Origin of the sequence: [Leptolyngbya] sp. PCC 7376 (assembly GCF_000316605.1) — a bacterium.
Lineage (GTDB): Bacteria > Cyanobacteriota > Cyanobacteriia > Cyanobacteriales > MRBY01 > MRBY01.
The window spans coordinates 2,567,018-2,582,316 of sequence record NC_019683.1 but is presented as its reverse complement, the minus strand read 5'-3'; the positions used below and the strand labels follow the sequence as shown (position 1 = coordinate 2,582,316).

The following is a 15,299-nucleotide window of genomic DNA, read 5'->3' as shown; positions in this document are numbered from 1 at the left end:
CGATCTCAAATTATTGAGAAACTTCAGGGAGACCTTCGATAATAATCGCGTCATCTAGATCAGACGAGCTTCCAGAACCACCAGAGTTGCCAGAACCACCGGAATTACCGCCAGTATTATCGTCAATCTCAGGTAGACCTTCAATGATGATTACATCATCGCCGTCGTCATCGCCGTCGTCATCGTCGTCGTCATCGTCGTCGTCATCGTCGTCATCGTCGTCGTCGTCGTCGTCGTCGTCATCATCGCCGTCGTCATCATCGTCATCATCATCGTCGTCATCATCGCCGTCGTCGTCATCGCTGTCGTTGTCGCTACCGCTGTCGTTATCATTATCAGAATTATCGACATCAGTATCGTTGTCAGAATCGTCATCGATGTCTGCATCAGCAACTTCTGGTAGGCCAACAAAAACATCGATTGGAATATCATCAAAATCGACTGCAACTAAAGCAATGAGACCAGGGAAGATAGAGGAACCAGGGCCGACTTGGCGGTAACAATATACTTCGTTTTCGTAATAGCCCTTCTTCTTTCTACCTTTGCCCTTACCTTTGTACTTATTCTTGTATTTTTTGCCTTTCTTGCGGTGAGCGACATAATACCGATCTAAACCTGCATTGACGACTGTGATGTCAATATCGATGTCAATATCAATATCCACTTCTGCGAGCTGTTCCTGTAATGCCTCATGCTCATCTTCACTGAGGTCATTAGAGTCATCAGAGTCATTTAGAGTGTCATCAGGATTATCATTCTGATCGTCTAATAAATCTTCAATGGATAAGAATCGAACATTCGTTGCAACAGTCGTGGGCGTATTGTTATTGTTTCCCTCATCTGGAGTACAAACATTACAGATTCCTAGGCCCACATTGGTGTCATCATCAACGTTGCTGATTAACTCTGTTGCACCAATTGCAGCGAGGAAATTAACTGAACCTCGACTGCGTCCACTGAATTCGTCATGGCCTTGCTCAAATTCAAAATCGATGTCTTTAGTCGCCGTTCCATCAAATTCTGCAATGGTGCTGGTGTTGCCAATTAGAGCGGTAAAGTTACCTTCCGCTTGGCCTTTGATCTCGTAGTCAAGAGCTTCGGTAATATCAATGTCGCTTGCATCGCCTTTAATTTTAGAAAAGGGACCACCAAGGGCAATATCGACAAACGCTTCATCGGATTTATTGGCTTTAATTTTAAATTCGCCAGAAGCTTGGGTGCCAATAGTTTGAATCTCGAATTTATAATTTGATGCACCGACAAAACGAATTTCGTCATCGCCAGTTAAATCCGTACCAGTGCTGGGGATAACGTCACGTCCTTCAAATTTAAATTTGATGCGTCTGACGATGCTAGGAGTATCGCCACCGCCCGAACCGCCACCAGCAAAAGTCCAATTGCTAGGCAGATTGAATTCTCCACCCTCTAGATTGGCATTTAAAGTCCCAACATCTAAATCCCCTGCCACAGCATCAAAATTAGCATCGGATTCTGGCGTGAGGGAAATATCCTTATTGATGAAAACGAGAGGCGCTGCACCAACCACTTCGGGTTGAATGAGCGTGCCTGTCAAAGACGTTAAGGCGTCAAAACTATCAACGGCAAAATCGAGCTGAGTTGCAACGCTAGTAAAGATAACTGGGTAACCATCGCTATCGTAAGCGAGGCCAGTCAATAAACCCTGCAATATGCCAGTATCGCCGGAGTCGACGGTGGCCATGGTGGGATTAACGTCGTTATTAAACCTTGTGGCAGTTGGAGTGAATACGGCGGTTGAAGTGTTGCCGATTTCTGATTCGAGATTGAGGGTTTCAATTGTCGCGTCGAGGATTTTTACATCTGAACCCATGTCAGGGAGGAAAAAGCCTGCATTACCGGAAAAGTCGCCGCCTGTGACTTGGACTTGGGCGATCGCCGGGGCATTCAAACTAAATAATGTCCCGCCGACTAATCCGAAACAAATAATGTTTTTGGGGGAGAAATACATAGGAAAGGACTCCAGATTTCAGGAAAGTTAAGGTTTGAGCTTGAGGAGAAATTGTGACGAGACTAAAAAGATTTTAGAAAATGAAAATATCAGAGGATATGGTTGATTGTTCCCAAAAAGTAGATGACTCTAATGATTTATTCGAATCTATTTTTGTCCTGAATGACAATTGTCTAGCTAGGACAAAATAAGGATCTAATGTTGATGTTTAAAACAAAAACGAAGTAAGTCTTAGTGACAGCAAAAAATATGCTGAACAGGTATAAGAATTGGCCTTTTTTGTATGGACGGGAACACATTTTAAAAGTTCCTCATCCATCGCAATTTGTTTTTTGTACTCGCACCCATCACAACATTAAAGAGTGACGGGCGATCGCCAAAGCCACATACTTTTCAAGAACATCGAGAAGCTAATTAGAAACTGACAGTTGTTCTCAAAACACCGATAGTAATGGTTTCATTATCATCGTTGTGGAGTGGATTAAATACCGCAATAAAACCGGGAGTAAGGGCAATATTATCTGTCACATTGAACCGATAAAATGCTTCCAAATGAGTAGTTGTATCAGGTTGGCCGCCAGTACCTGCAGTGAAATCACCTCTGGAAATTAGAGAAGGTAAATTGCGTCCATCGGGAAGATTACTAGATGTGATTTTTGGTGGTTGCCCAAAGAAAATGCCGCCTAAACTACCTTTTTTACCAAGGTCAGGGAAGGTCATATAGGCCATCCAGTTAAATGTTTCGACATCACCAGCTTCTGCCTGATATTCAGAGTCGGTGTATCCTGCCCAGCCACCAACATTGAATTTTGGTGTAACGCGCCAGTCCATCGCCAAACCAAAAGCATTGGTACTAATCGGAGCGCGACCGCTGCCCAAATCCTGAATGACGACTTGGTCATCACCGATGCCAGAAGGGCGAGGATTGCCGGAAAGGGTACCCCAAGGAGAATAGGAATTCATGTATTGGAAGGTAAAGTCGAGATCCCTAGAAGGAGATGCTACGAGCTGAGTACCAAAAGTGGTCGAGCCAAGCTCTCCACCGAATAGGCCACCAAAAGTGGAATTTTCTGCCAAGTTGGTGGAATAAAGTGCCTGAAGACTGACACTATTTGCGATTTGCCAGTCTAGGCCGAAACCACTGCCGCTACCACCAATGTTGATTACGGGATTACGTTGGGCAAAACGAGAAAGAGGGCCATAACCAGCACTCTGAACACGGTTGGCACCTCGGAAAATGTTCGTCGCGCTTACGCCTTCGGTACCGACAATGAGGGCGAGTTTGTCGCTTATAAGGTGGCGATAGGTTAGGTCACTGATTTGAATATCATTGCCACTGTCAGCTTCATAACCCAAAGCAACGAAGGGTTGGAGAGTCCGATTACTGGGAGTCGTGCTTCCGGAGCCAGCGCTTAAACCCGTTAATAAAATGCTATTGGGGCTGAACTGTGTAAATAAGCTCAGTTGGGTATTGGTGATGGTATTGATTTGGTTGTCTTCGTTCGTGAGGCGATCGCGGAAGAATGTGTACTCATTCGAATTGCGACCTTGAATCCCGAAAACAGTTTGACCATAGAGTTTCGTCGTTGTGGAGAACTGATAATCTTCTAGTTCACTGACGCGCCCATCCAGATCATCGACCCTAGCACCAAGGGTTGCTAATTCAGCTTCAAATTCAGAGACGAGCTGCCTAATGGAATTAACCGATGCTGCATCGATGCTCGAAGTATCGCCAAGGTAAAGTCGATTTATTTGTTCTAAACAAGCATTTAAGCCCGCTGCAAATTCGTAACGGCTCAGTGGGCGATCGCCACGGAAAGTACCGTCAGGGTAACCGACTAAGCAATTGTATTTTTCGACGAGATTGCGCAGTGCATCAAAGGCCCAATCACTCGGTGCAACATCCCGCAGCTGGAAAATATTATTAATTTGACCCAATGCAGCCGAGCTTACTTCGAGAGTTTCCTCCTCTGTTGTAAACGCACCGTAGTTTTCTAACTCTGCGAGCTGTTCGCCAACGGATTCTGCCTGTGCCTGTACTAAAGCGCCGCCACTGAGAATAAACGTGAACGCTAGTAAAGGCGATTTCCAGCGAAATTTATAATTCATTAAAGACCTCACCACACCAGATGTTTTAGGAAAGAAAAGACAATCATCTTGAGATCGCTTTTACTCTATTTGGAGCTGTGAGACGGTGGGGGTTCAGAAAAGGTTCAAACAAATAACTAAACTTAATGAAACAAGGTTTTCTGATATGTCGATCTTATGCTTTGAGTGCTGGTTGTGAACTTGATTTGTCTTTTGTAACGTTTTGCATTGAGGTCTAGACTATTTTGTCTCGATGGATAGAACACAAAAAAATATTGGTGGCGATCGCCTCATTTTTGGTTAGCGGTTGTAGTCGGGCATTGTTTTATCAGCCCCAAATTGCCACAGGGGGAATTAATAGCAATTTCGCTGAAGAATACCCAAGTTATAGCGGTGATGGACAACTCTTAGCCTTTGCCTCTGAGCGAGATGGACGACGCAATATTTATCTCTATGATTTACAGGAAAATCGATTAGTGAACCTGCCCAACCTCAATCGTCGTGATTCGAGCCAAGATCAACCAGCTTTGAGCACTGATGGCCAGTACATTGCCTATGTTTCTACCGAGCGTGGGAAACCAGATATCTTTGTCTATGATCGCCAACGGCAACGTTCCGATCTTCTAACAGCAAACCTCAAAGGTGCGGTAAAACACCCAACTATTCGAGGGGATGGCCAACAGGTGACTTTCCAAAGTAATGACCGTGGACAATGGAATTTAATGATTGTGGACGTGACAGGAAATTAAGGCTTATAGATTTTTTGCGGCAATTTTCGCCTCGGTGCAGACAATAGTAATCAGTAGAGATATTCTTTCCCACCTATGCCCATAAATCGGACTAAGATCAAACGCTTTTGGCAAGATTATCAAGATAATATTGTGCTGGCGATCGCCATTGTTTTGTTGGCTGGTGTTGTCTGTGAAGGGCGTCGTCGAGGCGGTTTTGAACAATTAGAGCTTTTGGCCTACGACAGGATGCTGACCCAGCAACCTGTTTTGCCATCTGATGATCGATTGGTATTGGTGGAGATTAACGAAGAAGACTTACGCCAACAGGAGCGTTGGCCTTTTTCTGATGAAGTATATGCCGAGGTTCTCGAACATATTCAAGCGGGCGATCCTGCTGTGGTTGGCCTTGATGTATATCGAGATTTTCCCGTGGAGCCGGGTTATGCACGTTTAGTCGAGCAGCTACAACAGCCTAATTTAATTGCCATCCGGAACCTTGATATTCTGACCGGAACTCCCGCGCCACCAGCGGTTGTAGCTGAACAGCAAGGCTTTAATGATGTGCCCCTTGATTCGGATGGCGTGCTGCGTCGTGCCTTACTCTATGCGACGGGTTCAGATCAACAGACTTTTCCCTCTTTTGCGCTGAATGTTGCGATGTCCTATCTCTATGAGCAGGAAGGTATTGCGCCGCAAGCGAGTGAGCTTGATCCGCAGTATTTGCAGCTTGGCGAGGCGACATTTTTTCCACTGGAAGCAACAAGTGGTGGTTACCAAACAATGGATGCTCGCGGTTACCAAATGTTGTTTCACTATCGCGATCGCCATAATCTCGGGCAAGTGGTTACCTTTACAGATGTTTGGGATAAGAATTTCGATAGTTCGATACTCAAGGACAAAATTGTCTTAATCGGCAGTACTGCACCCAGTCTCAAAGATGTGGTCACTTCTCCCTTTACCCTTGGCACCCCTGAAGGCAACAAAATGAATGGGGTTGTCGCCCATGGGCAGGTAATTAGCTATGTGCTCGATACGGCGTTGGGTGTGCGAGCTCAATTCCGGTTTTGGCGGGAATGGCAAGAAATGGTCTGGATTGTTAGCTGGCTTGCTGGCGGTGTGGTGATTGGTTGGTGGTTCCGACATCCTGTGGCGATTGTGGGAGGTTTTCTGTTTGGCATTGTTGGTACTTGGGGAGCAGGCTATTTTCTCCTCAAAAGTTTTATTTGGATTCCTGTCGCGACACCGATGATCTCGTTTGCGATTGCGATGGGGGTTGTAATTGTCTATCAGTCTTATCAAGATTTCCGTCAACAGAAGATGGTGATGACATTGTTGGGGCAAAATACCTCCCCGGCGATCGCCGATGCTTTGTGGGAAGAACGTTCGGAACTTTTAACCTCTGGACAACTGCCTGGATGTTCACTTACTGCGACGATGCTCTTCCTTGATGTGCGGGGCTTTAGCTCGATCTCTGAAAAAATGATGCCCCCTGATCTATTGGACTGGCTGAATAAAATGTTGGGCATGATCACCGCAGAAGTCCAGGGTCGCAATGGCATTGTGAATAAATTTACTGGGGATGGCATCGTCGCAATTTTTGGAGTGCCTGTGCCGAGAGAAAGTGATGAAGATATTGCCCAAGATGCCCAAGATTGTGTTTCTGCCGCTGTGGCGATCGCCGAGAAACTGACCGAGATTAATCAAACATTCACTGCACAAAATTTACCAAAGGCAAAACTTCGGATTGGCATTTTTACTGGGGAAGTCGTTGCTGGGAGTCTAGGGGGCAAAGATAGGATGGAATATGGCGTGATTGGCGATAGCGTTAATACTGCTTCCCGTCTCGAATCCTGTGCCAAGGAACGTCAACCTGTAGACTGCCGTATCCTTATTGCCGAAGCCACTCAACAGTATCTCGATCAAAAATTCCCATTGGAAGCTTGGGGACCCATGCCTCTCAAGGGAAAAGCAGAAGTTGTGCAAGTTTTTCGAGTCCTAACCACTGCTGAACTACAGACCTCGACATCAGTGAGTACGAGTTAAACGCTCATCCTGTTGTCACTTTTTTGACATGATGACTCTAGAGATAAAACCTTCAGTCTTAATTAGGCTTGGCTAAACGTTGCCGTAGACGTTGGTGAATGAGTGTTAATTGCGATCGCACATTACTGGGGCAGTGGGGCAAAGGCAGCTCAACATTCGGCCATGCATTGAGATCGGCACAGGGACAACCCATCTTTAAACCCAGTTCATCAGTGGGGATTGGCATGGAGCAACGGGAACAGGAGAGTAATTCCCACCGGGAAGTGAGCAGCTCGCCGAGAGTTTGTTCTGTGCCTTCAAGATAACTGTCACGGTAGCGTGGTGAGAGGATTTCCTGGAAACAAGACTCAAACTCTGAGGAATAGCGATCGCCCACAACAATAGTGTGAGGTAAGATCCGCTGATCGTTATGGGGAGAGATAAGCGGTTTTCCTACCTGAAACCAATAAGCTAAATATTTTTTGACTTGATCTGTACTTGCCATATAAACCTAAAATCTCGGCGGTCATCTAACGGAAACTTTATCTAATTTATGTTCACTGTCTCTATACTATCTAGCTCATCTTGAAACGAACTCAGCTCAGTCTGCTAACGCTAGTAAACGGATTTTTCTTAAGATGCTGTTTAGATTTAGCGGGAGATTTTGGCAGTTGATATGAATTTTTGTGAAACGCCTCACAGTGGTTATCACTGGGATTATCGGACGGCGCGTTTTTTTGAAGGCTGGTATTTTCGCATCACTCTGCCGGAAATCCAAGACAATTTTGCGTTTATGTATTCCATCGAAGATCCCCTTGGCAATCAACCCTATAGTGGTGGTGCTGTGCAGATTTTGGGATTACAGGATGAGTATTTTTGGCGCACATTTCCTAATATGAAAAATTTTTGGGCCGCGGGCGATCGCCTTGAACTGGGGCATTGGAAAACAAAACCAGCCCATCTAACGCCCAAACTATTGGCGCCAGAGGTTTTTGCTGAAACCATCGACGAAGGCTATCAAGCAACAACAACTCTCAATCAAGGCTCCATCAGAAATCCAGCAACTGGTGAAGTTTGTCGCTGGAATTATGAAACAAAACCCATTTATGGTTGGGGCATTCCGTCCATTGCTTCTGCTAATTGGTTTTCTTTTTTGCCGATTTATGATCCTGGTTGGCAAATTTTGCTAGCCCATGGATTGAGTAGCGGCTGGATTGAATGGCAGGGCGATTGCTACGAATTTACAAATGCTCCAGCCTACAGCGAAAAAAATTGGGGACAATCTTTTCCCAAGCAGTGGTTTTGGCTTAACTGTAATGCTTTTGACCAAGAGTCAGACTTAGCCTTGACTGCAGGGGGAGGAATTCGTGATATTTTTACCCAAACTGAGGAAGTTGCCCTGATTGGGCTCCATCATGCGGGTACATTTTATGAGTTTGCACCGTGGAATGCCCAAGTTAACTGGACAATTAAGCCTTGGGGAGAATGGCGAATGCAGGCGACTAATCAACAAGGTTTTTCGATCGAATTAGATGGTTTAACCGAGTTCCCTGGTCAGCCTCTACGTGCCCCAACCCATACAGGTCTAGAATTTTGTTGCCACGATACTTTACGAGGAAAACTTTCTCTTAGACTGCGATCGCCCCAACAAAAAACGATGATTCAGGCAACTAGTGCTTTATGTGGCTTAGAAGTTGGTGGCAAACCTTGGCAGACACCTTGGCGAAATTCGTAATCCTGAAACGAAATGCCAAGACCATATTAAACTAGACCCGATGATGATAATCTCTGAATCTAGACACCCTATTCTCTTTGTAATATCTCCGAAAATATCCATGACTCGTATCAAAAAAAATGTTGCATTAGTTAGTTTACTAAATCTAAAATCATAAACTTTGAAACACAACAAAAGACTAGCAATCAAAACTATTATTATTCGAGAGTTTTTTATATTTAGTAGGTTGAAAAAGTGCTTAAAAATTTTCGTTCTACCTTGTCCACACCGTCTTATCAACTTATTATTCAGACGGCATTAAAAAACTGGATATTGATTTCATTAAATATAATCACTAATCTCTTAGGTGTTTTTTTTGAAGGGACTACTCTAGGAATAATTTATGTGGCTATCTCTTTGCTTTCAGAAGGTAGTGAAGTACTAGAAAAGATACCTTTTGTTGCTGATTTTGTGAGAGAGATAGGATTAAATAATCAACTACTCTTTCTGGGTATGCTAGTAGTTGCTGTTATTTTTCAGTGTTTATTAGCAGCAAGTAAGTACTTTAATAATTTGTCAGTAGCCTTCTTATCTGCCGAAGTTCAACCTCAAGTTGTTGGTCGTGTCTTCCGACAAATTATGTCTCTCAGTTTTAGTTGTGCAAGCCGCTATAAAGTAGGAGATTTAGTTTACTATGCGAATGCTTCTGGTGGTACAGTTAATCGCCAAATTCGCATAGTAAATAATTTTTTTATTAGCTTTTCTTTTGCAATTGTCTATACTTTTATTCTTGTTCAATTATCGTCACTACTCGCTCTTATTGCGATTATTCTCGCTTTAAGCATTATTGCCATTCAGCGCTATATACTGCCGCAGCTTAAAAAGATTGCCCGGCAAGTTGTCGCTTCTCAGGTGAAGCTATCGGAAAAAATGACAGAGAATATTCAAGCATTAAGACTTGTGCATACGTTTGGCACTCAGGAACATGCTATTTCTCAAACAGATAGTGCTCTGATTAAGACTCGAAATGCTTTATTTAAACGTGGTATTTTCTTTTACCTGTCAGAACCTTTTTTGGATGTGATGCCAATTGTTGCCCTCGCAAGTTTGGCGGCAATTGCTTATTATGTTGATCCAGATAGTGAAACAGTTTTACCTTTACTACTAACTTTTTTGGTTACTCTGCAAAGACTTGCTATGCGTTTTAGAGGCGTTTCTAGTGCAGTAACAGATATGATTGATGCTAGTGCTACAATGCGTCGTCTAGATGAGATTTTAAGTAGTGATGATAAAGAGTTTACCGTTCTAGGCCATGACTCTTTTTCTCATATTGAAACGGCTCTCGAATTGCGTCATATTTCATTAGCCTATAACAGTAATGATGGTCCGGTTATTGATAAGCTTCATCTAACGATTCCCAAAAATAAAGTAACTGCTCTAGTCGGAGAATCAGGTGCTGGAAAGTCATCGATTGTAGATTTGATTATTGGACTTTATCAGCCCACAGCTGGTGATGTGATTGTTAATGATCAGAGTATTTATGAGTTTAAGCAATCAGAGTGGCGCAGCAAAATTGGGGTTGTGAGCCAAGATACTGTTGTATTTAATATGAGTATTTTGGATAACCTCAGATATGGTGCACCTGATGCAACTTTAGAAGAAGTAATTGAAATAACAAAAGCAGCCCAAGCTCATAAATTTATTACCGATTTACCGATGGGTTATGACACAATCGTTGGAGAGCGAGGCTACAGATTGTCGGGTGGTCAAAGACAACGTTTAGCCTTAGCAAGGGCATTAATTAAAGATCCTGAGATTTTGATTTTAGATGAGGCAACGAGTGCTCTAGATAGTCAATCTGAAAGATTGATTCAAGAGGCTTTAGATAAATTCCAAGAGAATCGAATGGTTATTGTGATCGCCCACAGATTATCGACGATTGTTAATGCGGATCAGATTGTTGTTTTAGAGCGCGGCAAAGTGATTGAGCTAGGTAATCATGAGGAGCTATTAGAGAAAGGCGGTCATTATGCGAAAGCCTGGAATATTCAAACAACGACTGTCCCTGGATAATCAAATTGTGAAATACGGTTTAGAAACTGGCACAGTGCTTGGTTGATTTTGACAGGTTTCTTGCAGAATCGAGATGAATGAGGCGATCGCCCACCGGAGTTTTCGGAGGACTGATGGTCTTATGTTGTGACGATCTCGACGGAGGAAAGCAGTGGCCATGAGTCGCACCTATAGTTATCAATATGCCGGTGTTGTGGGATTTGGATTTGGATCGGGTTTTGTAGCGCTGTTCACCTTTTTTATTCTGCAATGGCTACATATTCCAGTCGGCAATCTTGTGGATTGGTTGATTGGGATTGCTAGTTTTTGGTGGCTATTGGCGGTGGTGACAATTCCTTGGAATATTTATTTTGAGGCAATGGCGACTCTCGATGAGGCAAAGATTTCTGAGAAAAAAGAGATTCCTGTCGATAAGCAGCAGCTAATGTATGTGGCGAAGGTGGCACGGTGGGCTCTTATTGGGGCGATCACCTTACATATTCTCTCGGCAATTGCTTTGTATGCTTTGGCTGCTTGGGGGATTAGTGCTGTGGGCTATGTCAGTGCCTTTGCTGTTTTGCTGCTGACGATTTTGCGTCCAGCTGTTCGTGGCTATCAGTTTCTTGCATTTAAGCTGAGCAACATTCGACAACAAATTCAGTATCCTCGTGAAGATATTGTCGAGCTACGTGCCAGAGTGCAGACATTGGAATCTATCTCGGAATCCTTGCAAAAAACATTAGACAAAACGTCAGAAGAGCAGACTGAAGAATATTCGGAAATTCGACAAAGTATGGCAAAGTTACGGTCAAAACTAGAGGAGTTAGCTGCAGTTAATCAGACAGAACACCAACGTCTGGCGCGAGAGGCAACGGGAGCGATCGCCCAACTTTCTGAAGATAGTCAAGTTTTAAACCATGTGCGGGAAATTATTCGGTTTTGGAAAGACGCATAAATCGAATTTGTAAACCGTCTCGGAAAACCGTACTTTAAGGCTTCTAAACTCCTTCATACAATGAAGTTAAGAGATTTATGGAGCCTCACTAATGCCACAATTTTTTATTACTTGGCTGGCCACAGCTGCATCTTTATTTATCACCGCTATTGTTGTACCAGGTTTGGCGATCGCCGGGGCTCCGACAGCATTATTGGGGGCGGCAGTGCTGGGATTTGTAAATGCCATCGTGAAGCCACTTCTGATTGTTTTGACGCTACCTCTCACGATTTTGACGTTAGGTTTATTTCTATTAGTTATTAATGCGATCGCCCTTGGATTGGTCGGTTACTTAACGCCTGGTTTAACAGTGGGGGGATTTTTCCCTGCGATTATCGGTTCAATTGTTTTAACCGCTGTATCTAGTCTAATCAACCAGCTTTTAGGACAAGATTCAGAAGAGCAGCAACTTCAATAACATTGTCTAAACTTTGTAGAGTTTGGGCAAAAAAACTGAATAATTCATATAGGAGGCCAAGAGATTTGAGCCTCTTTTTTTGTGTCTAGGCTCTTTTGGGGCATAACCCTCTAAGGAAGAAATTGAAGAGTAAGCTAAAATGCTGGAGTTCTGAAGTTTACGGTTCGCTGGAGTGCATGGGGTATTGTCTTGAAGCGGTTTGACAAAATAGTACTCGGCAGTATTTTTGTATTGTCGTTGCTGGTTGCTTTGCTCTGGGGATTTGGCGATCGCCAACCGATTTCGGTGCAGCAGTTTAGCTGGGAAGGTAAGCAAGTTAGCGTTGCGGATAAGTTTTTTTCCTTCTCCCTAAATCAAGCGATTGACCCTGATTTTGTCGAGGCGAACCTCAGTATCGATCCGCTATTGCCGGGTCGTTTAAGTTGGACGGGCAAAAAGTTTTTTTATACGCTCACTGATCTGCCGATCTATGGACAGGAATATCAGCTCAAATTGGCCGCACCAGAAGACTCTGATTCTGAACAGGAAGAAGAAGAAAAAACAGAAGAAATTTTGCCTTTTACCTTTGAGCCTTTTTTAACGCGCTTTCAGAGCCGGGATCGAGCCTTTGCCTACATCGGGACAGAGGGTGATGACCGTGGCCGTTTAATTCTGTTTAATCTGACGAAACAGGAAAAAAGCATTTTAACGCCAGCGGATTTGACAGTTTTAGATTTTGAAGCCTATCCTGACGGCGATCGCCTGTTATTTGCAGCAATCCCCAATGCCACTTTTGATGCCAACCTCGAAGACCTACAACTCTATACAGTCACAACAGGCTTAGAAGATGATACTGTCACGACTACAGACGAAACGGTTATCGGCAAAATCGATTTGGTTTTAGATTCGGAAGAATATGTCAATGGTAAATTTCAGCTCGCCGATAATGGTCAACGGATTATCGTTCAGCGCGTTAATAAAGAAGATTCCCGTGATCGTAGTCTTTGGGTGATTGAAGGAAAAGCAGAACCGCGAGGTTTAGGGATTCCTGCGGAAGAATTTTTGTTGGCTCCCGATGCAGATGTAGTGGCTGTATCTCAAGAAGGCCGCTTGTCGATTGTGCCCCTCGGACGTAATAGTGGTGCGATCCAAGCAAAGGAGCAGTTTACGAGATTACTGGCTTTTTCCCCTAACCATAATGAGCAGATTGCCCTCCAAGAAAATGATGGCATTACATCTTTGTATCTAACTAATGGCGACGAAGATCAGGATGATCAATTACTGCTACGTACCTTAACACCAATTGTCGATTGCTTGTATGAACCGCGCTATGGCGAAACTATCTATTGCCTCAAAATTGACCAAGCTGAAAGTTTAGGTCAGATTGTCGAAGAACCTTTTCTCAGTGCCCTTGATATTGCGACGGGTAATGAAACGCCTTTATTAGCGCTGCCAAATTATCGAGATGTACGCCTCAGTGTGGCCGCAGATGGTCTGGCATTGCTTTTTGACCAAGTGGTGACTGCAAACCCTACCCAAAACTCAAATCTATTTACGGATAGTGGTCTGGCTGTGGAAGGGGGACGGGTTTGGCTGCTGGCGTTGCCAGAGCTGGAGCAAGATGCCGAGATCCAACCAGTACCACCCGAATCGCTGTTGCCTGGTTTCCGACCCCAATGGATGCCTTGATGTACGTACCTCTCCACCAAAGTTGAGTGGATAATACGCCATAATAGCGACGTGGCTTTTTCGGGCGATCGCCCCTAGCTGCGATTTTTCTGTTTGTCTGACTTTCCTATTCCATGGCTCAGCCTAACCCCATGACCAATATTGACCGTCTTGCCATCACGCTCATCGTTATTTTTAGCGTCATCATTACGATTGGCGTTGGAGGCGAACAGCTTTGCGGCACGGACTGTCCCTTTAATACAGGCCCCAAGGTACGGGAATTCTCTTGGCAAAATAAGGAGCTTGGCGCGGAAGATACAGCCTTCATCATGACTTTCGACCGACCGATGGATAATCAAGGGGTCGTTGACAATTTGGTAATCGATCCGCCGCTCCCAGGCAAAGTGAGTTGGGCTGGTAAACGCCTTGCCTATACGTTGTTACAGCCTGCACCCTATGGCGAAAGTTATCAGCTCAATCTACGGGGCGCACAGGAAAAGTTTGCGGCTTCGGATAATCTAGGACGGACAATGCAACCGTTTGCAAGTAGTTTTAGCACCCGTGATCGTGCATTAGCCTATGTTGGTACGGATGAGGAGCAGGACGAAAAAGGACGATTAGTTGTTTATAACTGGACGCAGGACGAGAAAAGAGTTTTAACGCCACCGAATTTAGTAGTGCTGGATTTTCAGGTGTACCCAGAAGCGAAAGCGATTTTGTTTAGTGCTGTTGACCGCACTAGACCAAATGAAGGTATTCAAGATAGTCAGCTCTATCGAGTAGAGACGGGTTTAAATCTGGATGAGGAGGCGGCGGCTGAGTTTACGCCGACCTTAGAGCTTGTACTCGATAATGCGGATTACCAAAATTTGCAGTTTCAGTTGGCAGCAGATGGTGAGGCGATCGCCGTACAGCGAGTAAACCGTGATGACCCGGCTGATTTTGGGTTATGGCTGATCCAACCAGAGCAAGAACCACAGCCGTTGGATTTGGTGGGAGGGGATTTTGCGATCGCCCCCGATGGCAAAACGTTAGCAGTGCCGCAAGGGGAAGGGATTGGGATTTTTTCCCTCGAAAATATTCAAAAAGAACCGCTCGATTTCTTGCCGCGTTTCGGGCAGATTGTGACATTTTCGCCAGATGGAACGGCGGCAGTATTGGTTGATTTTAATAGTGATAATCCCGAATTTCGTTATGTGCGATCGCTATATTTAGTCGATAATCGCAACCGTGAACAGAAATTATTAGATACAGATGGCTCGGTTTTAGATTGTGATTTTGACCCAGCTCAGAACAATTTGTACTGTCTCGTCACAGAGCTTATCGAAGGGGTGGAATATCAAGAGCAGCCTTATTTTGTAGAGATTAATCTTGAGACTGGGGAAGCGAATCGTCTGGCGCAACTGAATGAGTTCCAAGACATCAATCTCAGTATGGCCCCCGATGGCTTAGGGTTGTTATTTAGTCAGGTTGTGACTGATTTAACTGACACTGAAGAGCCTTATTTCCGCACAAGCTCTGGCGCGGCGATCACTGGTGGGCAATTATGGCTAATGGTGCCCGGTGTGACGCCTGATCAAACGCAATTAGAAGCTTTGCCTTTTGCTGGGGTTTATCCGCGCTGGTTGCCTTAAGTTTAAAAGAAT

Annotated in this window: 11 protein-coding genes; 8 read left to right on the top strand and 3 right to left on the bottom strand. The window is 44.4% G+C overall.

Translation table 11 applies throughout. The annotated features are described in order from the left end of the window. Nucleotides 1-10 precede the first annotated feature (10 nt). Both LEPTO7376_RS26410 and LEPTO7376_RS11365 read right to left on the bottom strand, forming a co-directional pair. Nucleotides 11-1,987, bottom strand: a complete 1,977-nt coding sequence (locus LEPTO7376_RS26410) for a hypothetical protein (protein ID WP_015134322.1) — start codon at nucleotides 1,985-1,987, stop codon at nucleotides 11-13. A gap of 414 nt (nucleotides 1,988-2,401) precedes the next feature. Next, the gene (locus LEPTO7376_RS11365) at nucleotides 2,402-4,096 is read right to left on the bottom strand and encodes an iron uptake porin (RefSeq protein ID WP_015134321.1); all 1,695 of its coding nucleotides are present in this window, start codon (nucleotides 4,094-4,096) and stop codon (nucleotides 2,402-2,404) included. Nucleotides 4,097-4,320: 224 nt separating this feature from the next. On the opposite strand from LEPTO7376_RS11365, the gene LEPTO7376_RS11360 reads away from it, so the two are divergent. Together LEPTO7376_RS11360 and LEPTO7376_RS11355 are read left to right on the top strand one after the other, a co-directional pair. Next, nucleotides 4,321-4,824, top strand: a complete 504-nt coding sequence (locus LEPTO7376_RS11360) for a biopolymer transporter (RefSeq protein ID WP_216700241.1) — start codon at nucleotides 4,321-4,323, stop codon at nucleotides 4,822-4,824. A gap of 75 nt (nucleotides 4,825-4,899) precedes the next feature. Then, nucleotides 4,900-6,849 carry a CHASE2 domain-containing protein gene (locus tag LEPTO7376_RS11355; protein ID WP_015134319.1) on the top strand — a complete coding sequence of 650 codons (1,950 nt, stop codon included), beginning with the start codon at nucleotides 4,900-4,902 and terminating at the stop codon, nucleotides 6,847-6,849. A gap of 58 nt (nucleotides 6,850-6,907) precedes the next feature. Here the strand turns inward: LEPTO7376_RS11355 and LEPTO7376_RS11350 are convergent, their stop codons facing one another. Next, the gene (locus LEPTO7376_RS11350) at nucleotides 6,908-7,333 is read right to left on the bottom strand and encodes a hypothetical protein (protein WP_015134318.1); all 426 of its coding nucleotides are present in this window, start codon (nucleotides 7,331-7,333) and stop codon (nucleotides 6,908-6,910) included. 171 nt (nucleotides 7,334-7,504) lie between these two features. Here LEPTO7376_RS11350 and LEPTO7376_RS11345 point away from each other — a divergent pair, with 171 nt between their 5' ends. The 6 genes from LEPTO7376_RS11345 (at nucleotide 7,505) to LEPTO7376_RS11320 (ending at nucleotide 15,287) form a co-directional block, all read left to right on the top strand. Continuing rightward, nucleotides 7,505-8,563, top strand: a complete 1,059-nt coding sequence (locus LEPTO7376_RS11345) for a tocopherol cyclase family protein (RefSeq protein WP_015134317.1) — start codon at nucleotides 7,505-7,507, stop codon at nucleotides 8,561-8,563. 234 nt (nucleotides 8,564-8,797) lie between these two features. Beyond that, nucleotides 8,798-10,615, top strand: coding sequence for an ABC transporter ATP-binding protein (locus LEPTO7376_RS11340; RefSeq protein ID WP_015134316.1), 1,818 nt, complete (start codon nucleotides 8,798-8,800; stop codon nucleotides 10,613-10,615). Nucleotides 10,616-10,772: 157 nt separating this feature from the next. After that, nucleotides 10,773-11,549, top strand: coding sequence for a hypothetical protein (locus LEPTO7376_RS11335; protein ID WP_015134315.1), 777 nt, complete (start codon nucleotides 10,773-10,775; stop codon nucleotides 11,547-11,549). A 91-nt stretch (nucleotides 11,550-11,640) separates the two neighbouring features. Continuing rightward, a complete protein-coding gene (locus LEPTO7376_RS11330) occupies nucleotides 11,641-12,006 on the top strand; it encodes a phage holin family protein (RefSeq protein WP_015134314.1) in 366 nt (121 codons plus the stop codon). A gap of 189 nt (nucleotides 12,007-12,195) precedes the next feature. Further along, nucleotides 12,196-13,674: a hypothetical protein gene (locus LEPTO7376_RS11325; RefSeq protein WP_015134313.1), complete on the top strand. Its 1,479-nt coding sequence runs from the start codon at nucleotides 12,196-12,198 to the stop codon at nucleotides 13,672-13,674. 113 nt (nucleotides 13,675-13,787) lie between these two features. Then, nucleotides 13,788-15,287, top strand: coding sequence for a hypothetical protein (locus LEPTO7376_RS11320; protein WP_015134312.1), 1,500 nt, complete (start codon nucleotides 13,788-13,790; stop codon nucleotides 15,285-15,287). The last annotated feature ends 12 nt before the right edge of the window (nucleotides 15,288-15,299 follow it).